Below are 20,427 nucleotides of genomic sequence, written 5' to 3'. Positions count from 1 at the left end.
AATCATTCGACGCCGCAGCCATACGCTCGGCAGCTGCAGCACACCCACTGTCGGCGAAACACGGGAAGGAACCACGTGAACGACGATCCCAACGCGCTCGCACGGGTCTGGGTCGACGTGGTTGCAGAACTCACGAGTGATGACCCCGGAAGTAATCTTCCGGCTTTGAGCAGCAAGCAGAAGGCATTTGTCCGTCTGGTGAGGCCTCTCACACTTGCTCAGGGTTTTGCACTCCTCTCGGTTCCATCGCCATTTGCTCAAGAGACGATCGAGCGCGATCTGCGCGAGCCGATCCTGCAGGCACTCGGACGCCATCTCGGTGGCCAGGTCGAGGGACTCGGTGTCCGCATTGCACTCGAAGACGATGCCGACGCACCCGCCGAACCGGTCGAGGAGCGCACGGGCAGCCGTCAGTTCGAGTCGGTCAACTCATCGGGCGCATACCGTCGGCGCAGATTCACCGAAGGCGACGGCGAACCTTCGGACTCCGAGACTGCCGAGACCGAAGAAGTCGACGACGACCGCGAAGCACTCGCGAGCGTTCACGAATCGTGGCCGTCGTACTTCACGAAGCCGCCCGCTACTCCTTCTGCTTCGGGGTCCGGCGCCAACAGCCTCAATGCGAAGTACACCTTCGACACTTTTGTGATCGGATCGTCCAACCGATTCGCTCATGCCGCTGCCGTCGCGATCGCGGAGGCGCCGGCGCGTGCCTACAACCCCTTGTTCATCTGGGGAGCTTCGGGCCTGGGCAAGACGCACCTTCTTCACGCCGCCGGCCACTACGCACAGCGACTGTTCCCCGGCATGCGGGTCAAGTACGTCTCGACCGAAGAATTCACCAACGACTTCATCAACAGTCTTCGTGACGACCGCAAGGTCGCGTTCAAGCGTCGCTACCGGGAAACGGATGTCCTGCTGGTCGACGACATCCAGTTCATCGAAGGCAAGGAAGGTATTCAGGAGGAGTTCTTCCATACCTTCAACACCTTGCACAACGCGAACAAGCAGATCGTCGTTTCCTCGGACCGTCCGCCCAAACAGTTGGCAACCCTCGAGGAGCGTCTGCGGACGCGCTTCGAATGGGGCCTGATCACCGACGTTCAGCCGCCTGAGCTCGAGACGCGTATCGCGATTCTGAGCAAGAAGGCGAGGATGGATCGCCTCGAGGTCCCGCACGACGTCCTCGAGTTGATCGCCAGCCGTATCGAGCGCAACATTCGTGAACTCGAGGGCGCGTTGATCCGCGTCACCGCTTTTGCCTCGCTCAACCGCCAGCCGTTGGATCTGACGTTGGCCGAGGTGGTCCTGCGCGATCTGATGCCCGATTCGTCGAGCCTCGAGATCAACGCGGCGACGATCATGGCGGTGACGGCCGAATACTTCAACATGTCGATCGACGACCTGTGTGGGCCGGGTAAGGCCCGGCCACTCGCTCAGGCCCGCCAGATCTCGATGTATTTGTGCCGTGAGCTCACTGATTTGTCCTTGCCGAAGATCGGTCAGACGTTCGGCCGTGACCACACGACGGTCATGTACGCCGACAAGAAGATCCGTAAGGAAATGACGGAACGCCGCAAGGTGTACGACCAGGTTCAGGAGTTGACCGCAAGGATCAAGCAGCGCTCCAAGCGTTGACCTGCACTTATTTCGATCGATGCCGCTCGAGGCAGAGGTTCCCTCGAGCGGCATCGGTGTATTCGAAGGGTTCCACGTGCGGTCCCCTCGAGGGCGGTTGTCCACCTCGAGGGACGACACGCCGGAGTCAGACACGCCGATGAGAACAAACTCTTCGTTTCTTGTGAAAAGTATTCACATCTGTGGATAAGTGTGTTGATAACTCCGAAAGTCTGTGGAGTTCTCGAGGAGGAATCCGAAAACTTTCAGAGAGTGCACAGAGGGGGTCGATTGGTCCTCGAGTCTGTCCTCGAGAAGTGCACAGGCCCTCGAGGGGACCTACCAGCGTCGACAACCGTTGCTCCACAGATTGCACAGGACTTATTACTACTACTGAGAATTTCCTAGGAAAAGCTCTTTGAAAATAGTTCTGGGGACAACTCCTGTTGAGAACCTCGCCTCAGGCTGCGCTCGCCGCGGCTTCGGCTTTCCACTTGCGCCCTCGAGGGCATACGGTGGGCATCGCTTGGTCTGTGTCAGACTTCAAGTGAGCTGATGCAGATCCGCAGCAGACGAACATGCCTACCGAGAGGAATAACCCGGCGATGGAGCTTGGAAGCCTGAAGTTTCGCGTTTCCCGGGAAGAGTTCGCTGATTCAGTAGCGTGGGTTGCTCGTAGCCTGCCCTCGAGGCCGCCCGTGCCGGTTCTCGGCGGAGTTCTTCTCGACGCAACCGAAGCCGGCCTCACCGTTTCCGGGTTCGACTACGAGGTATCCGCGCAGGTCCGCGTCTCGGCAGATGTCACAACTGCAGGTCAGGCACTCGTCTCCGGTCGCCTCCTCGCAGATATCACCAAGTCGCTTCCCAACAAGCCGGTCGATGTGACCCTCGAGGGCACTCGCGTGCTCATCTCGTGCGGAAGCGCCAAGTTCTCCCTGCCCACGATGCCGGTCGAGGACTACCCCCAGCTTCCGACGCTTCCGCAGCAGTCCGGGTCCATTCCCGTCGACCTGTTCTCCGAAGCCATCAGCCAGGTAGCTGTTGCAGCCGGCAAGGACGACACCCTTCCGATGCTCACGGGTATCCGTGTCGAGATCGAACAGAATTCGATCGTCCTCGCCGCTACCGACCGCTTCCGTCTCGCCGTACGTGAACTCGAGTGGACTCCGGCCAATCCCGACGTCCAGGCTGCTGTTCTCATCCCGGCCAAGACTTTGTCCGAGTCCGCGAAAACGCTTGCCGGCAATGCAAATTCGCCGGTCGAGTTGGCTCTCGGCTCCGGTACGACCATCGGAAACGACGGACTCCTCGGCATCGTCAACGACGGACGCCGCACCACGACGCGCCTCCTCGACGCCGAGTTCCCGAAGTTCCGTCAGTTGCTGCCTGCTCAGCACACCGCGATGGCAACGGTCGAGGTCACGCCTCTCATCGAGGCCATCAAGCGTGTAGCACTCGTCGCCGAGCGTGGCGCACAGGTTCGCATGCAGTTCTCCGCTGACGGCCTGCTCCTCTCTGCGGGTGGCGACGACGCCGGCCGCGCGGAAGAGACGCTCAACGCGTCGTTCCAGGGCGAAGCACTCACCATTGCGTTCAACCCCGGTTACCTCATCGACGGGTTGAATTCGCTTCACAGCGAAAACGTTCTGTTCGGCTTCACCACTCCCAGCCGTCCGGCTGTTCTTCGCCCCGCGGCCGAGGAAGAGCCCACGGCAGACGAATCCGGTAACTTCGCTGCGCCCTCGAGCGAGTACACGTACCTGCTGATGCCGGTTCGCCTTCCGGGCTGAGTGAAACCCCGCACTTCAGTTCGCGCCTGACCAGGGAGAACAGTATGAAGATCGGACTCGTAGGTCTCGGCAAGATGGGCTTCAACATGCGTGAGCGCTTGCGCGCGCATGGCCTCGAGGTGATCGGATACGACCCTCGACCGGAAGTCACCGATGTCGGGTCACTTGCCGAACTAGCTGCATCCCTCGAGGGACCTCGAGTCGTCTGGGTGATGGTTCCGGCCGGTGACATCACCCAGAGCACCATTGCCGAACTGGCGGATACCCTCGAGGGCGGCGATCTGGTCATCGACGGTGGAAACTCTCGCTTCACCGACGACGCTGTTCATGCCGAGCTGTTGGGCGCCCGTGGGATCGGTTTCCTCGACTGCGGTGTCTCCGGTGGCATCTGGGGCCGTGAGAACGGCTACGGCCTGATGGTGGGCGGATCCGAGCCTGACGTCAAGAAGGCAATGCCGATCTTCGACGCCCTTCGCCCCGACGGTGAGGCTGCAGACGGCTTTGTCCACGCCGGTCCCGTCGGTGCTGGTCATTACGCGAAGATGGTGCACAACGGCATCGAATACGGCCTGATGCAGGCGTATGCCGAGGGGTACGAGCTCCTCGAGGCGGAAAGCCTGATCGCGGACGTTCCGGGCGTGCTCCGAGCTTGGTCGAAGGGAACCGTCGTACGTTCGTGGTTGCTCGATCTGCTTGTCGACGCCCTCGAGGAAGATCCGGAGCTTGCGCAGATCACGGGCTATACCGAGGATTCCGGTGAGGGCCGCTGGACGGTCGAGGAAGCTATCAAGCACGCGGTCCCCGCTCCCGTCATCTCGGCTGCTCTGTTCGCGAGATTTGCTTCACGACAGGATGATTCACCGGCCATGAAGGCGGTGTCGGCCTTGCGCAATCAGTTCGGTGGTCACGCCGTCAAGAGCGCCTCGCCCAAGAATTCGGCTTCTGGAAGCTAAGTGTTCGTTCGTAGATTTTCGCTGCGTGACTTCCGATCCTGGGATTCGCTGACGCTTGACCTCACGCCGGGAACAACCGTGTTCCTCGGTTCCAACGGGCACGGTAAGACGAACGTCCTCGAGTCACTCGGGTATCTGTCGACGCTGTCGTCACATCGAGTGTCCGCGGATGCACCGATGATCCGCAGCGGTTCCGCCAGTGCTTTTGCCGGTGCAACGGTGGTCAACAACGGGCGCGAACTGACCATCGACGTCGAACTGATCGAGGGAAAGTCCAACCGCGCCAGGATAAATCAGTCTCCGACGCGTCGCCCACGTGAAGTGCTAGGGATTTTGCAGTCGGTGATGTTCGCGCCGGAAGATCTGTCGTTGGTACGTGGAGATCCTGGTGATCGTCGACGCTATCTCGACGAGTTGTTGACGTCCCGGATACCCCGAATGGCTGCTGTCCGTGCGGATTACGACAAAGTTCTGCGTCAGCGCTCAGCCCTACTCAAAACTGCCGGTGCGGCTTTGCGTCGCGGTTCTCGTGGTGGCGAGTCCGACAACGTCCTCTCCACCCTCGAGGTGTGGGACGGGCATCTGGCCGCTCACGGCGCACAATTGTTGGCCGGGCGCCTCGAGTTGGTCCATGATCTGGCGCCGCATCTGGCGGAGTCGTATCGTTCCATCGCACCCGAATCCCGGCCGGCGTCGATTCGATACAAGAGCAGTCTGGGGTCCTCGTTGGATCCCGAATTCACCGATCCTGCAAGGATTTCCGGTATCGACGACGTTGCATACCTCGAGGAGAGATTCCATCTCGAGTTGGCGCAGATGAGGTCGAAGGAAATCGATCGCGGAGTGTGTCTGGTCGGTCCGCATCGGGACGACCTGGAGCTGATTCTCGGCGACAGTCCGGCGAAAGGTTTTGCCAGCCATGGTGAATCGTGGTCTTTTGCGCTTTCGCTGAGACTGGCAGGTTTTGCTCTGTTGCGCGCGGACGGCAGCGACCCGGTCCTGATGCTCGACGATGTCTTCGCGGAATTGGACCGTCGTCGGCGTCGTGCGCTCGCCACCGTTGCGGCTACCGCCGAACAGGTGCTGATCACGGCCGCCGTTCCCGAGGACGTACCGGACGAACTCGAGGCGGCCAAGTTCGGCGTCGAAGCCTCCGATACCGGAGACGGTCGGATATCCCGGATAGTGCCCGTAGGCTCGACGGATCAGGAGGTCGAGTTCGATGACTGAAGACAGCAGCGCGGCCCCGGAGCCCGAGCTCAAGGGGATCGATCTGGCGCGCCGTGCCCTCGAGGAGGCACGCGCGACGGCAAAGGCCAACGGCAAGGCCGTCGGGCAGGGGCGATCGTCGCCCAAATACGGAAGTGGCCGACCGCGTCGACGCAGCGGTTGGTCCGGCCCCGGCCCGGATGCGCGGGACCCTCAGCCGTTCGGCGCTCTCACCAGCGCTATCTCCAAATCGCGTGGGTGGTCCCCCAAGGTGTCCGAGGGCACGGTCCTCGGTCGGTGGCCGCAGGTCGTCGGAGAAGACATCTCCGCGCACGCCGAGCCGATCTCTCTGAAAGAAGGTGTTCTCAGCATCTCTGCCGAGTCGACGGCGTGGGCTACCCAGTTGCGCATGATGCAGTCCCAGATTCTGGCCAAGATCGCTGCTGCCGTCGGTGACGGCGTCGTGAAGACACTGCGGATCACCGGTCCGAGTGCGCCTAGCTGGCGCAAGGGAGAAAGGCATGTGAAAGGCCGCGGACCTCGCGATACGTACGGCTGAGGAAAACTCAACCAGGCCCTGGTTCTACCTATTACTTCGTGTTACAGTTAAAACTCGCTAGTGAGTGAACTGTGTCACAAGGCTGTCGTTCCCCACCGATCGGCAGGCATGAAGGAGTAGCTAGATGTCGCAGAAGATATCGACACCCGCTTCGTCGTTCGCCGAGCCGGATCACATCCTGTTGCAGGCTCGCAATGTCGAGTTCGACTGGTCCGATCTGCCCATGCACTGGATTCCGGGCGATCCGTTCAGCACACACGTTCTCAACGTGCTTCACCTTCTCCTCCCCGCCGGTGAGGAATGGTTTGTCGAGACCTTCAAGGAAGCTCTTCCTCTGATCGAGGACGAGAAACTCCGTGAAGACGTCGTCGGATTCATCGGCCAAGAGGCGATGCACTCCAACGCGCACTCGGGTGTCCTCGTCCATCTCAAGGAAAACGGCCTCGATCCGACGCCGTACACCCAGCAGATGGAGTGGGCATTCTCGAAACTGCTCGGACCGCGTCCGATGACGGGTCTGCGTGCCGAGAATCACCTGGTGGAGCGCTTGGCGATCATCGCGGCCATCGAACACATCACGGCTTTCCTCGGCGACTGGGTGCTCAACGCCAAGGGACTGGACAAAGCCGGCATGCACCCGACCATGCTTGATCTCCTTCGCTGGCACGGCGCCGAAGAAGTCGAACACCGCGCCGTCGCGTACGACGTGATGCGCTACTTCGACAAGCGTGAGACCCGCCGGATCCGTACCCAGATCCTCGTCACGCCCGCAATCGTGTGGCTGTGGATTCGCGGTACCCGGTTCTTGATGCGCAACGATCCCGAGCTTGCCGCTCAGGCCCCCAGCCGTCGACGACCCCACCTGTCCGATTTCATCGCGGCCGGAAAGCGTGGCACAGTTCCCACGTCGTTCGAGCTGGTCAAGCGGATGTCGACGTACTTCAGCAAGTCCTATCACCCCAGTAACGAGGGCTCGACCGCCCAGGCGGTGCAGTACCTGGCGTCGTCACCCGCAGCTCAGGCGGCTGCACGGTGATTTCACTCTCGAGGGTCAAGGACGTCATCTCCGGGCACGACGGGTTGCCGCGTTTTCCGGCGCCACCCGATTTGTCCGGAAAGAACCGTCCCGACCGTGCCATGCGCATCACGGAGTTATTGGCGGACAAGTACCTTCGGGTGTTGACGGCCTACGACTACAACCCCGAGATCGCTGGCCACAACCCCGACACGGCCATGAACATGGTGGTCAGTACGCGTGAGGTGGTGGCGACCGACGAGAACGTCGTTCGCCTGCGCTTCGAATCCGCCGACGGCTCACCGATTCCGCCGTGGCATCCGGGTTCGCACCTGGACTTCCATCTACCTTCGGGTCTGCGGCGTCAGTATTCGCTGTGCGGCGACCCGGCCGATCGCACGGGATACAGCGTCGCGGTGCGCCGGATCCCCGACGGCGGTGGCGGTTCCATCGAGATGCACGCTCTCCAGCCCGGTGAGCACGTCACGGTACGCGGACCACGCAACGGCTTCCCGTTTGTCGGAGAAGGCAGCGCGTTGTTCGTCGCCGGCGGCATCGGTATCACGCCGATCATCGCAATGGTCCGTGCGGCAAGAGAATTGGGGATGGACTGGTACTTCGTGTACTCGGGCCGCTCCCGTGAATCCATGCCGTTCCTCGACGAGATCGCAACCTGGGATCCCGAGCGTGTCTTCGTGCGCCCGGACGACGAGTTCGGATTGCCCACCACCACAGACCTTCTCGGACGAGCGCCGGTCGGCGGCGCCGTGTACTGCTGTGGCCCGACTCCGATGCTCGATGCCGTCCGCCGCGGTTTCCGTGATACACCCTCCACCGCTTTGCATTTCGAGCGGTTCGGGGCTCCGCCGGTGATCGACGGCAAGGAATTCGAAGTGCAGCTTGTCAATTCGGGACAGGTGCTCACCGTGCCCGCCGACGAGTCCGCGCTCGACGTCATCAAGAAGACATTGCCCGGTGTCGGGTACTCGTGTCAGCAGGGTTTCTGCGGAACCTGTCGTGTGAAGGTACTCGCGGGTAAACCCGATCACCGCGAAAGGCGTCTGACCGACACCGAACAGGAAACGGAGATGCTCATCTGCGTATCCCGTTCCGACGGTGGACGTCTCGTTCTCGATCTCTAGATATTTCCCGACTCCGAAGGGTTCGACAATGTCGAAGCACTCTCCTGTCCATGCCGTGACCGCGCGTCGCGTGACCAACGGTTCCGTCAGCCTGGCCGTGTTCGAGCAGGGCAAGGCAGACGGCGAGACCATCGTCCTGGTGCATGGTTGGCCCGACACCCATGAACTGTGGAACCGCATCGTGCCTTTGCTGGCAGACGACTTCCGCGTCGTCAGCTACGACAGCCGCGGGGCCGGTGAGAGCACAATCCCCTCGAGGGTGCAGGACTACCAACTGAGCGCACTGGCCGGCGATCTTTTTGCCGTCATCGACGCGGTCAGCCCGGGCAAGCCGGTGCACGTCCTCGCGCACGACTGGGGATCCGTCGAAACGTGGGAAGCGGTCTGCGAGCCGGGTGCCGAAGAGAAGATCGCGTCGTTCTCGTCCATCTCGGGCCCCAATCTCGATCATCTCGGCAAGTGGATCCGGGCGAGCGCGTCCAAGCGTCGTTTCCTCGGCCCGGCGGCGCAGGGAATTGCGTCGGCCTACACCGTTCTGTTCCAGATTCCCGGGCTGTGCACCCTTCCGTTGCGTCTGTGGTTCTCCAAGCACTGGCCGGCATTTCTGGGCTTCTTCGACGGTCTGGACCCCCGTGTGGTCAACACCGCGCCCACCATCGCCGACGACATGGTGAACGGACTCAAGCTTTATCGCGCGAACATCCGGCCGTCGCTCGGCAAGCCGCGGGATCGGTACACGGACGTGCCTGTTCAGCTCATTCTGAACAAGTACGACAAAGCCGTTCGTCCGGTGGGATACGAAGACACCGAAAAATGGGTCTCCGACCTGCAGCGACGTGAAATTGCCGCGGGACACTGGTCGCCGTTTTCACATCCGGGTGAGGTTGCCGAACATGCGCGGGCATTTATCGCGAGCCTGAGAGAGCGTCGCTCGGAGAAGCAAAGTTCCTAGCGTTTCACCTTCCGGGGATCGTAAAAATTCGTCTGCGGCGCAGCCAGGGGTGTCATTGGCCGCTTCTAGTCGGTGCTTACCAGTAAGATGGTCAACGGTAACTAGCGGCAACATTCTCGAACCCGCTCCGACGACACCCGCAAGGGCTTGCTGACGGCTGCGCTCGAGTATTGACGGAGAAGGAGAGCTACCCACCCGTGGCTGCCCAGAAGTCAGATACAAGCACTTCCAGCAAGGACTACAACGCGTCGTCCATCACCGTCCTCGAAGGACTCGAGGCGGTACGTAAGCGTCCAGGCATGTACATCGGTTCCACCGGTGAACGCGGTCTGCACCACCTCATTTGGGAGGTCGTCGACAACTCGGTCGACGAGGCGATGGCCGGACACGCCACCAAGGTCGAGGTCACCCTCCTCGAAGACGGCGGAATCCGCGTCATCGACGACGGCCGTGGCATCCCGGTCGGCATGCACGCCTCCGGAGTTCCCACCGTCGAGGTCGTGCTGACCCAGCTGCACGCCGGCGGCAAGTTCGACTCCGACTCCTACGCCGTCTCCGGTGGTCTGCACGGCGTCGGCATCTCGGTGGTCAACGCGCTCTCGACCCGGCTCGACGTCGACATCAAGGTCGACGGCTACCGGTGGCAGCAGACGTACACCGATTCCAAGCCGGGAGAGCTCGTACAGGGCGACCCGACGAAGGAGACCGGCACCACCGTCAGTTTCTGGGCCGATCCCGAGATCTTCGAGACCACCCGCTACAACTTCGAGACCGTTGCGCGTCGTCTGCAGGAAATGGCCTTCCTCAACAAGGGCCTGACCATCACGCTGACCGACGAGCGCGCCGAGGTCATCGACGACGAAGCTGCCGAGGTGGCCGAGGCTCCCAAGTCTGCTGCCGAAGAAGCCGAAGAAGCTGCTCAGGCAGCGCCGCGTAAGTCCAAGACCCGTATCTACCACTACCCCGGTGGACTCGAGGACTACGTCCGGCACATCAACAAGAGCAAGACCCCGATCCACAACTCGGTCGTCGGATTCACCGCCAAGGGCACCGGCCACGAGCTCGAGGTCGCAATGCAGTGGAACTCCGGATACTCGGAGTCCGTGCACACCTTCGCCAACACCATCAACACCCACGAGGGTGGTACCCACGAAGAGGGCTTCCGCGCCGCACTGACCGCAACGGTCAACAAGTACGCGCTCGAAAAGAAGCTGCTCAAGGACAAGGATCCCAAGCTCACCGGTGACGACATCCGTGAAGGACTCGCGGCCATCATCTCGGTGAAGGTCGGTGAACCCCAGTTCGAGGGTCAGACCAAGACCAAGCTCGGCAATACCGAGGTCAAGTCCTTCGTGCAGAAGGCGTGCAACGAGCACCTCGCGCACTGGTTCGAGGCGAACCCCGCCGACGCGAAAACCATTGTGAACAAGGCTGTTTCGTCGGCGCAGGCCCGCGTCGCCGCACGTAAGGCGCGTGAGCTGGTCCGTCGTAAGAGTGCGACCGACCTCGGTGGCCTGCCAGGCAAGCTCGCCGATTGCCGCTCCAACGATCCGGAGAAGTCCGAGATCTACATCGTGGAGGGCGACTCCGCAGGCGGCTCGGCCAAGTCCGGCCGAGACTCGATGTACCAGGCGATCCTCCCGCTTCGCGGAAAGATCATCAACGTCGAGAAGGCGCGTATCGATCGCGTCCTCAAGAACACCGAAGTCCAGTCGATCATCACCGCGTTCGGCACGGGCATCCACGACGAGTTCGACATCGCCAAGCTGCGCTATCACAAGATCGTGCTCATGGCCGACGCCGACGTCGACGGTCAGCACATCGCAACGCTGCTGCTCACGCTGCTGTTCCGCTTCATGCGGCCGCTCGTCGAGCACGGCAAGGTCTACCTCGCGCAGCCGCCGCTGTACAAGCTCAAGTGGCAGAAGGGTGCGCAGCCGGAATTCGCGTACTCCGACCGCGAGCGCGACGCGATGGTCAAGGCCGGCCTCGAGTCCGGCAAGAAGATCAACAAGGACGACGGCATCCAGCGCTACAAAGGCCTCGGCGAGATGAACGCCAAGGAGCTGTGGGAAACCACGATGGACCCGACGGTGCGCGTTCTGCGTCTCGTCACGCTCGACGACGCGGCTGCTGCCGACGAGCTGTTCAGCGTGCTGATGGGCGAAGACGTCGAAGCACGACGCAGCTTCATCACCCGCAATGCCCGGGACGTTCGTTTCCTCGACGTGTAGGCCTGCGGCCCTGTGAGCGGTTGAGGAGTCCCCGGACTCCTTTTCCGCGCACAGGGGCTTGCCCCCTCTTTTAAGAAAGTGAGCTCATGACCGACACCACGTTGCCACCGGACGGTCCGCAACACGACCGGATCGAACCGGTCGACATCCAGCAGGAAATGCAGAACAGCTACATCGACTACGCCATGAGCGTCATCGTCGGTCGCGCTCTGCCGGATGTCCGCGACGGACTCAAGCCGGTGCACCGCCGCGTGCTCTACGCGATGTACGACAACGGATATCGCCCCGACCGCGGATACGTGAAGTCTGCCCGACCGGTCGCCGAGACCATGGGTAACTACCACCCCCACGGCGACTCCTCGATCTACGACACGTTGGTTCGTATGGCCCAGCCGTGGTCGCTGCGTTACCCGCTAGTCGACGGTCAGGGAAACTTCGGCTCCCGCGGCAACGACGGCGCAGCCGCCATGCGTTACACCGAGTGCAGGCTCACGCCGCTCGCGATGGAAATGCTGCGCGAAATCGACCACGAGACAGTCGATTTCACCCCGAACTACGACGGCAAGACGCAGGAACCGACGGTTCTGCCCAGCCGTATCCCGAACCTGCTGATCAACGGTTCCAACGGCATCGCCGTCGGTATGGCCACCAACATTCCGCCGCACAACCTGCGTGAAGTTGCCGAGGCCATCTACTGGGCGCTCGACAACTTCGAAGCGGACGAGGAAGCCACCCTCGCGGCCGTCATGGAGCGCATCAAGGGACCCGACTTCCCCACGCACGGGCTCATCGTCGGTGGACAGGGCATCCAGGACGCCTACACCACCGGCCGTGGCTCCGTTCGTATGCGCGGCGTCGTCGAGATCGAAGAAGATGCCAAGGGCCGCACCACAATCGTCATCACCGAGCTGCCCTACCAGGTCAACCCGGACAACCTGATCACCTCCATCGCGGAGCAGGTTCGTGACGCCAAGATCGGTGGCATCTCCGACATCCACGACGAGTCCTCGGACCGCGTCGGCATGCGCATCGTCGTCACCGTCAAGCGTGACGCCGTTGCCAAGGTCGTGCTGAACAACCTTTACAAGCACACCCAGCTGCAGACCAGCTTCGGCTGCAACATGCTCTCCATCGTCGACGGAGTGCCGCGCACGCTGCGCCTCGACCAGATGATCCGTCTGTACACGGCGCATCAGCTCGAGGTCATCGTTCGTCGTACCAGGTACCTGCTTCGCAAGGCACAGGAGCGCGCCCACATCCTGCGCGGTCTGGTCAAGGCCCTCGACGCTCTGGACGAGGTCATCGCCTTGATCCGTGCGTCGCAGACCGTCGACATCGCTCGCGCCGGATTGATGGAACTCCTCGACGTCGACGAGATCCAGGCCGACGCCATCCTCGGCATGCAGCTGCGTCGTCTGGCCGCCCTCGAGCGTCAGAAGATCGTCGACGAGTTGGCCGAGATCGAACTCGAAATCGCGGACCTCGAAGACATTCTGGCTCGCCCGGAGCGTCAGCGCGCGATCGTTCGTGACGAGCTCAAGGAAATCGTCGACAAGTACGGCGACGACCGTCGTACCCGCATCATCGCCGCCGACGGAGACGTCAACGACGAGGATCTGATCGCCCGCGAAGACGTCGTCGTCACGATCACCGAGACCGGTTACGCCAAGCGCACCAAGACCGACCTGTACCGCTCGCAGAAGCGCGGCGGCAAGGGTGTTCAGGGTGCCGGCCTCAAGCAGGACGACATCGTCTCGCACTTCTTCGTCACCTCGACGCACGACTGGCTGCTGTTCTTCACCACGAAGGGCCGCGTCTACCGCGCCAAGGCTTACGAACTGCCCGAGGCGAGCCGTACCGCTCGCGGTCAGCACGTTGCCAACCTGCTGGCCTTCCAGCCGGACGAGCGCATTCAGTCCGTCATCCAGATCAAGACGTACGAAGACGCGCCCTACCTGGTGCTCGCCACTCGCAACGGTCTGGTCAAGAAGTCCAAGCTCACCGACTTCGACTCCAACCGCAGCGGTGGCATCGTCGCCATCAACCTGCGCGGTGAAGACGAACTGGTCGGCGCTGTCCTCTGCTCCGCCGAAGACGACCTCCTTCTCGTCTCGGCACAGGGCCAGTCGATCCGCTTCTCGGCCACCGACGAGGCACTGCGTCCGATGGGCCGCGCCACTTCCGGTGTCCAGGGCATGCGTTTCAACGGTGACGACGAGCTGCTCTCGCTCAACGTCGTTCGTGAAGGAACGTTCCTCCTGGTCGCCACCTCGGGCGGTTACTCCAAGCGAACCGGCATGGAGGATTACCCGGTGCAGGGTCGCGGCGGCAAGGGCGTGCTCACGATTCAGTACGACAAGAAACGTGGCACTCTGGTCGGTGCGCTCATCGTCGACGACGACGACGAGCTGTACGCGATCACCTCGGGCGGCGGCGTCATCAGGACGGCTGCCAAGCAGGTTCGTAAGGCGGGACGCCAGACCAAGGGCGTGCGTCTGATGAACCTCGGCGAAGGCGACACACTGCTCGCGATTGCGCGCAACGCCGACGAGCCCGAAGAGCTCGCTGCAGAGACCACCGACAACGCAGACAATGCCGATGGAGCTAAGGAGTCCTAGTGAGCACTCCCAACCAGCCGGGCAGTGACCAGAAGAGCGAAAGCACTTCAGGTTCGACGCCACCGAAGCCGGAGCAGGCAACTGCTCCGGCGGGGCCGCAGACCTCGAAACCTGCAGCTCCAGCGGACGGCGGACCCAAAGCTTCCGAGGCAGCTCCGGCGCCCAAGGCGCCGGAGCCGCCTCGCGGCCCGTCGGCTCAGAAGCCGGCGGGTGGGGCTTCCGACGCCGCGGGTGCGGCCAAGGGTCAAGCTCCTTCCGCTCCTTCAGTGGCTCCGGCTGCGCCGGTAACTCCGGCAAAGGGTGACGGTCAGGCTCCGCCGCAACCGGTTGCCAATCAGGCTCGTGGCAGCCAGGCGCCGCCGTGGCAACGCGGACCCCAGCCGTCGGGTCAGCCGCAGGGGCAGCCAGCTCAGAACCCGGCTGCTCAGAACCCGGCGTCCAAAGCCCCGGCGTCGAAGACTCAGCCACCGCAAAGTCAGGCGCCGCAAAGTCAGCCGCAGACCAACATCACGCGCCCAGCCGGCGCTGGTGCTCCTGCGGGTCGTCCGGCAGCTCCTGCCGGGGGTAAGCCGCCTGCGGGTCCGCAGCGTCCTGCAGCGGCCGGCCCGGCGCAGGGTGGTCCGGTGCAGGGTGGTCCGGCCAAAAACCCCGCGCAGGGTGGTGCGCCGAAGGGACAGCCGCAATCGGATCGCCCCGCTGCCGGTGCACAGACGGGTCGTCCTGCCGGCAACCCGTCGGCACGTCCCGTCGTGACGGGAACGGCGGCTGCCGCAGCTACCGGTGGCGTCGCCGGCGCGGCAGCAGCCAAGGCTGTTACACCCTCGGGCACAAATCCCAAGGCTGCAAACGCCACGGTCGCCAATCCCACGGTCGCTAATCCGAAAGCAAAAGCCGCCGCGATCGACGGGCCGACTCGGCACATCGATCGCAAGGATCTACCGAAGGACATGCCTGACCTCTCCGAGGCCAAGCATCCGTTGCCTGCTGCGGTGAAGGGTGAGAAAACTCACGCCGTATCGGCTTCGGTCGTGGACGGTGCGCCACTGCGCGCAACGGTCCAGATCCGTCGTATCGACCCGTGGTCCACGCTCAAGATCACATCCGTGATCTCGGTGTCGCTGTTCTTCGTGTGGATGGTGGCCGTCGGACTGCTCTACGTCGTTCTCGACGGCATGGGCGTCTGGGATCGCCTGAACAACGCGTTCACCGACATCGTTGCCGATGGCGGCTCCGACGGTCTGGTGACGGCCGGCCAGGTGTTCGGCTACGCCGCGCTGATCGGCATCGCGAACATGGTGCTTTTCACGGCACTCGTCACGATCGGATCGTTCATCTACAACCTCTGCAGCGACCTGGTTGGCGGCGTAGAGGTAACTCTCGCCGACCGCGACTGACCTGCGAAAACATTGCTCCGCCGGGCCCGTTTTGGTGTCAGCGGCCCGGTGGGGTAATCTTTGGAATCGGTTCAGGGGCCTATAGCTCAGGTGGTTAGAGCGCTTTACTGATAATGAAGAGGTCGGAGGTTCAAGTCCTCCTAGGCCCACTCCCATGTGCCGAAGAAGGGTTGCTGGAATGAAGGTTTTCCTGCTTGTCGGGGCCGGAATTCTGGTAGCTCTCGGGGTCACCAAGCTGATCAAAAGTCAGCGCGGAGACAAGGTTTGGCACGATTTGGAAACAGGATAGAACCTAGGTACTCTGACTCCGGTCAGAAAACCGAACGGGGCCTTAGCTCAGTTGGTAGAGCGCTGCCTTTGCAAGGCAGATGTCAGGAGTTCGAATCTCCTAGGCTCCACAGTAAGAAAACACCCTCCCGGGATCCGGGAGGGTGTTTTTGTATGCCGATGTACCCGATCTCTGCTCGCCCCGGCCGGTGCCCGACTTGCCCGACTTGTGTGCCCCCTGTTTTTGAGCGAACGGCACTTTCGGCGCACTGGAGGCGATGAACATGCCGTTCGCTCGGAGTGGGGTGGCCGGAACCGCGCCCACTATGGACCGTTCGTCCCGAATTCTCCGGAAAGTCTAGTGGTCATAACCAGCCGGGCGTAGCGTGAGGAGAACCCAATTTCAGGAGGTTCGTAGTGCTTCACAACGACATTCCCAGCCACGGTGAAATTGCCGCACTCGCGGAGGTGGAGGGGCCCACCTGCATCACCATCGTTACTCCGACTGAAGATGCGCCGCAGGATTACGACAAAGCGCGCATAGCCTTCAAGGACCAGGTCCGCTCGGCACTCGCATCGGTGGAGGATCCGGCCGAGCGCAAGCAGTTCGAGGCCGAATACGCAGCGCTCGACGACGACGATGATTTCTGGCGCTTCCAGTCGCGCTCATTGGTCACGTACGCGACGCCGGAGCGTCTGGTGACCTTCCGCCTCCCCAACCGTCTGCAGGCGCTCGAAACGGTCAGCGATCGGTTTCATCTCAAGCCACTGCTCCGTTCGGTGACGTTCCCCCAGACGGCGTTTGTTCTCGCTCTGGCAGAGGGTTCGGTGCGACTGATCGAGATCGCTGCCGATCAGCCGGCCGACGAGGTCCGTGTTCAGGGAATGCCGAAGAACGCTGCGGATCACGCGGGCAAGTCGTCGATCAACAGCCGTACCGAAGCGGGTCGGTTGTCGGGGTCGGACAGCCGAAAGTTGCGCGTCAATCAGTACGCCCGCGCAGTCGATCACGAGGTCCGCGGTGTGCTCGCCGGCCGTGACGTCCCCTTGATTCTGGCCGCTGCGGAACCCATCGCGTCGGTGTATCGCTCCGTGAATTCGTACCGCCACCTGGTCGACAAAACCGTCGAGGGAAACCCGGAAGCCTTGTCGACGCAGGAAGTGGCGGACGGTTCGCGTCCGGCGCTCGACGACTTCCATGCCGAGCAGCTGGCGGCGGTGCGGGACACCTTCAATGTGCGCACGGAACAGGGACGCACTCAGACGGACGTCGCCGACGTGGCAACAGCCGCGACGTACGGACAGGTCGACACCGTTTTCATCGACATAGATTCCGTCGTACCCGGAAGTCTCGATCCCCAGACGGGCGCTCTCACGACCGGCGAGTCGACCAACGGAAGCACCTACGGGGTCGTCGACGAGATCGCTCGTCGTGCGCTCCTGACGGGTGCGCGGGTGCTCGCTGTTCGCGCGGAGGACATTCCGGGCGGCGGCGCAGTTGCCGCGATTTTGCGCTTCGCCCCGTAAACAGACTGGACGCGTGTGCGCTTCGTGACCTGATTCGGGCACGGGGCGCATACGATTCCGGCATGAAACGTGTGTGGGAACGGCTGCGCCTCTATTGCAAGACGCTGCACCCGGTCGGGCTTGCCTTTGCTCTGGTCTTCTTCACCTGGTCGATGAGTCCGTCCCTGTTGCCGCGCGCGTGGTACCTGCAGGGCGTTGCGACGGGCATCTCGCTCGCCATGGGATACGGCGTCGGCGTGACGGTTGCCTGGATGATCCGCAAGTGCGGCGTCGAACCGCAGTGGTCGGATCGCACCAAGAAGATCGGCTGGCGAATCCTGTTGGTCGCGGCCGTCATTCTGGTGCCGACGTTCTTGGTCCTCGGTTCGTGGTGGCAGCAGATCGTTCGCGATCTCGTGGAAGCTCCACGCACCAATCAAGCGAATTATCTTCTGGTGCTGATGATTTCGCTCGGAATCTGGTTCATCCTGCTCGAGGCAGGCCGTGGTCTTCGGTTCACCACCAACAAGCTCACCGCCGTCGCACTACGGTTCGTTCCCCTCGAGGCGGCGAAGGTCGGCAGCTTGATCGTCATCTTCGCCCTCGGCATCTTCATCGTGAACGGTGCGCTGTACAACGGGCTGATCGCCTTCGCGAACTGGAGTTTCTCCGGTGCGGATCACGAAACACCGGACGGCATCGAACAGCCCATGATTGCAGAGCGCAGCGGTTCGCCGATGTCCGCCGAGGCTTGGGATTCTCTCGGCCAGGAGGGGCGCACCTTCATGGGTAGCGGTCCCACCGCAGCCGAGATCTCTGCATTGACCGGACGTGAAGCGAAGCAACCGATCCGGGTGTATGCCGGACGTGAATCCTCGGACTCGATCAACGGTGTCGCACAGCGGGTCGTCGACGAGTTGGAGCGCACCGGCGGATTCGACCGCGGAACTCTCGCAGTTGTCACGACCACCGGTCGCGGTTGGGTGAACGAGGACGTCGCGTCGGCGTTCGAGTACGTCGAGGGCGGGGACACGGCGATCGCGTCGATGCAGTACTCGTTCCTTCCGAGTCCGTTGGCCTTCATCGCCGACCGTGAGACGCCGATGATCGCCGGCCGCGCGCTGTTCAACGCGGTCTACGCCAAGTGGATCGACTTGCCCGTTGAGACGCGACCCGAACTGGTTGTCTTCGGTGAGAGCCTCGGCTCCTACGGTGGCCAGGCCGCATTCGCCGGCGCCCAGGACATGATGACGCGCGTCGACGGCGCACTGTGGGTCGGAACCCCCAACTTCACTGCTCAGTGGCAGGAAATCACGGACAGTCGTGACTCGGGCTCACCGGAGATTCTGCCGGTGATCGACGGTGGCCAGGCAATTCGGTTTGCCGGTGATCCGGAAGATCTGGAGCTGAAGTCGGACTGGGACGACGATCGCATCGTGTACTGGCAGCACGCCAGCGACCCGATCACGTGGTGGTCCTTCGACCTGCTGCTCAACAAGCCGGATTGGCTCAAGGAACCGCTGGGTCGCGACGTGGATCCGGGAATGACATGGGTTCCTCTCGTGACCTTCTGGCAGGTAACCCTCGACATGGTCTTCTCGGCTGACGTCCCGTCCGGGCACGGTCACAATTACGGCGAGGATGCAGCGGACATGTGGGCCAAGATCCTGCACCCCGAGGCCTGGACGTCGGCTGATACCGACAAGCTTCGTGCGCTGCTGACCACCAATCTGGAGCCCACGAAGTAGTCGTAAACGGTTGTAATTCAGCCTGTTAAGGCGAAAACCTCACGAAAAAGTGTTACGTGAGGTATGTGTTACTCTGCGTTCGCTGTGTGCCAAGCCACAGCGCAAGCGAACGTGGGGAGATCGAAACGTGAAGAGCAGAGCATGGTGGGCGGCAGGGGTCTCCGTCGCGGCACTGGTCATGGGTGCTGTGACGGCCCCTGCCGCAACGGCGGAGCCGGCGGATTTCTACACGCCGCCGGTCGAGCTTCCGGCAGGTGCCAACGGAGATCTCATCAAGAGTGAGCCGTCACCACTGCTGCTGAGCGTGCCCGGATCGAACGGTGCGTGGCCGGCAACCGCCACCAAGATCATGTACCGAAGCGAGGACGCCAAGGGCGCCCCCGTTGCCGTGACGGGCACCTATCTCGAACCGTCGAACCCGTGGACCGGGCAGGGGGCGCGTCCACTGGTTGCCGCAGCGGTGGGAACGCACGGGCAGGGCGATCAATGCGCTCCGTCCAAGCTGTTCAACACCGGTATCGAGTACCAGTTCCCGACGGACGTCATGGTCGGCTACGAGTCCATCTGGGTGAACACGTTGCTGCTCAACGGCATTGCCGTCGTCGTCACCGATTACGAGGGCCTCGGAACTCCGGGCGATCACACCTACGTCAACCGTGAAGCCGAAGCGCACGCCGTTCTGGACTCGGTGCGAGCCGCTCAGCAACTCCCGAACACGAGCATTCCCGCCGACGGCCCCGTCGGACTGTGGGGTTACTCGCAAGGTGGTGGAGCTGCCGCTGCCGCAACGGAATTGAAGCCGTCGTATGCTCCTGAGCTTGATCTCAAGGGCACCTACGCAGGTGCACCGCCCGCCGATCTGGCGGCGACGCTGCAGCAGGTCGACGGCACGTTCCTCACCGGAGTGATCGGATACGCGCTCAACGGGATCCTTGCCCAGTACCCCGAGGTTCAGCCGCTGCTCGACGCCGAGATCAACGATCGCGGCCGACAGATGTTGGCCGCCACCAAGAACCAGTGCGTCGCCGAAAGTGGATTGCAGTTCGGCTTCCAGCAGTCGTCGAGCTTCACCAATTCCGGTGAATCACTCTCCGCAGTTCTGGCGCGTCTCCCCATGGCGCAGGCGATCCTCGACGAGCAGAAGATCGGCAAGCTGACGCCGGAGTCGCCCGTGCTCATTCAGCATGGCCGCTCCGATGACATCGTTCCGTTCGGCCAGGGACAGCAACTGGCGCGAGACTGGTGCGGCAAGGGTGCAACGGTGCAGTTCTCCGTCAACGAACTGCCCCCGATCATTCCGGGACTGGCAATCAATCACGCGACGCCGTACCTGGTGGGTACCCCCGAATCCATCGGATACATGATCGATCGCTTCAACAACGTCCCGGCACCGTCCAACTGCTGAATGTGAACATCGAAAAGC

Annotated in this window: 14 protein-coding genes and 2 tRNA genes; all 16 read left to right on the top strand. The window is 62.5% G+C overall.

Annotated elements, in window-relative coordinates:
• The first annotated feature begins 75 nt into the window (after positions 1 to 75).
• The 16 genes from dnaA (at position 76) to QM609_RS24460 (ending at position 20,409) form a co-directional block, all read left to right on the top strand.
• Entirely contained in the window at positions 76 to 1,638 is a 1,563-nt protein-coding gene (gene dnaA / locus QM609_RS24535) for a chromosomal replication initiator protein DnaA (RefSeq protein ID WP_003942491.1), read from the top strand.
• Between the two features lie 584 nt (positions 1,639 to 2,222).
• Positions 2,223 to 3,407, top strand: a complete 1,185-nt coding sequence (gene dnaN / locus QM609_RS24530) for a DNA polymerase III subunit beta (RefSeq protein ID WP_007729165.1) — start codon at positions 2,223 to 2,225, stop codon at positions 3,405 to 3,407.
• Between the two features lie 44 nt (positions 3,408 to 3,451).
• The gene (gene gnd / locus QM609_RS24525; RefSeq protein WP_050656766.1) at positions 3,452 to 4,360 is read left to right on the top strand and encodes a phosphogluconate dehydrogenase (NAD(+)-dependent, decarboxylating); all 909 of its coding nucleotides are present in this window, start codon (positions 3,452 to 3,454) and stop codon (positions 4,358 to 4,360) included.
• On the top strand, positions 4,361 to 5,590 hold the full coding sequence (gene recF, locus QM609_RS24520; RefSeq protein ID WP_030536718.1) for a DNA replication/repair protein RecF: 1,230 nt from the start codon (positions 4,361 to 4,363) through the stop codon (positions 5,588 to 5,590).
• Positions 5,583 to 6,128, top strand: a complete 546-nt coding sequence (locus tag QM609_RS24515) for a DUF721 family protein (protein ID WP_003942471.1) — start codon at positions 5,583 to 5,585, stop codon at positions 6,126 to 6,128. Before recF ends, QM609_RS24515 begins: the two co-directional genes overlap by 8 nt.
• Positions 6,129 to 6,252: 124 nt before the next feature.
• Positions 6,253 to 7,164, top strand: a complete 912-nt coding sequence (locus tag QM609_RS24510) for a metal-dependent hydrolase (protein WP_007729174.1) — start codon at positions 6,253 to 6,255, stop codon at positions 7,162 to 7,164.
• Entirely contained in the window at positions 7,164 to 8,285 is a 1,122-nt protein-coding gene (locus QM609_RS24505) for a PDR/VanB family oxidoreductase (protein WP_039973074.1), read from the top strand. Before QM609_RS24510 ends, QM609_RS24505 begins: the two co-directional genes overlap by 1 nt.
• Before the next feature lie 28 nt (positions 8,286 to 8,313).
• Positions 8,314 to 9,237 carry an alpha/beta fold hydrolase gene (locus tag QM609_RS24500; protein WP_007729179.1) on the top strand — a complete coding sequence of 308 codons (924 nt, stop codon included), beginning with the start codon at positions 8,314 to 8,316 and terminating at the stop codon, positions 9,235 to 9,237.
• 197 nt (positions 9,238 to 9,434) lie between these two features.
• Complete coding sequence (gene gyrB, locus QM609_RS24495; RefSeq protein ID WP_003942515.1) at positions 9,435 to 11,471, top strand: DNA topoisomerase (ATP-hydrolyzing) subunit B; 2,037 nt, start codon at positions 9,435 to 9,437, stop codon at positions 11,469 to 11,471.
• An 86-nt stretch (positions 11,472 to 11,557) separates the two neighbouring features.
• Positions 11,558 to 14,089, top strand: a complete 2,532-nt coding sequence (gene gyrA / locus QM609_RS24490) for a DNA gyrase subunit A (protein ID WP_047272672.1) — start codon at positions 11,558 to 11,560, stop codon at positions 14,087 to 14,089.
• Entirely contained in the window at positions 14,089 to 15,483 is a 1,395-nt protein-coding gene (locus QM609_RS24485; RefSeq protein WP_283337574.1) for a DUF3566 domain-containing protein, read from the top strand. Before gyrA ends, QM609_RS24485 begins: the two co-directional genes overlap by 1 nt.
• 75 nt (positions 15,484 to 15,558) lie before the next feature.
• Positions 15,559 to 15,632, top strand: a tRNA-Ile gene (locus QM609_RS24480).
• A 176-nt stretch (positions 15,633 to 15,808) separates the two neighbouring features.
• A tRNA-Ala gene (locus QM609_RS24475) sits at positions 15,809 to 15,881 on the top strand.
• A gap of 286 nt (positions 15,882 to 16,167) precedes the next feature.
• A complete protein-coding gene (locus tag QM609_RS24470; protein WP_050656764.1) occupies positions 16,168 to 17,277 on the top strand; it encodes a baeRF11 domain-containing protein in 1,110 nt (369 codons plus the stop codon).
• A 62-nt stretch (positions 17,278 to 17,339) separates the two neighbouring features.
• Entirely contained in the window at positions 17,340 to 19,004 is a 1,665-nt protein-coding gene (locus tag QM609_RS24465) for an alpha/beta hydrolase (RefSeq protein WP_007729186.1), read from the top strand.
• A 127-nt stretch (positions 19,005 to 19,131) separates the two neighbouring features.
• A complete protein-coding gene (locus QM609_RS24460; protein WP_050656763.1) occupies positions 19,132 to 20,409 on the top strand; it encodes a lipase family protein in 1,278 nt (425 codons plus the stop codon).
• Positions 20,410 to 20,427 lie beyond the last annotated feature (18 nt).

It is taken from the genome of Rhodococcus sp. IEGM 1302 (genome assembly GCF_030056935.1).
Taxonomy (GTDB): Bacteria; Actinomycetota; Actinomycetes; order Mycobacteriales; family Mycobacteriaceae; genus Rhodococcus_F; species Rhodococcus_F qingshengii.
This window is presented reverse-complemented; position numbering and strand designations above follow the sequence as displayed.

Coding starts and splice junctions, on each gene's coding strand:
- dnaN (WP_007729165.1), top strand. CDS start 2,223: ATGGAGCTTGGAAGCCTGAAGTTTCGCGTTTCCCGGGAAGAGTTCGCT.
- gnd (WP_050656766.1), top strand. CDS start 3,452: ATGAAGATCGGACTCGTAGGTCTCGGCAAGATGGGCTTCAACATGCGT.
- QM609_RS24515 (WP_003942471.1), top strand. CDS start 5,583: ATGACTGAAGACAGCAGCGCGGCCCCGGAGCCCGAGCTCAAGGGGATC.
- QM609_RS24510 (WP_007729174.1), top strand. CDS start 6,253: ATGTCGCAGAAGATATCGACACCCGCTTCGTCGTTCGCCGAGCCGGAT.
- QM609_RS24500 (WP_007729179.1), top strand. CDS start 8,314: ATGTCGAAGCACTCTCCTGTCCATGCCGTGACCGCGCGTCGCGTGACC.
- gyrA (WP_047272672.1), top strand. CDS start 11,558: ATGACCGACACCACGTTGCCACCGGACGGTCCGCAACACGACCGGATC.
- QM609_RS24465 (WP_007729186.1), top strand. CDS start 17,340: ATGAAACGTGTGTGGGAACGGCTGCGCCTCTATTGCAAGACGCTGCAC.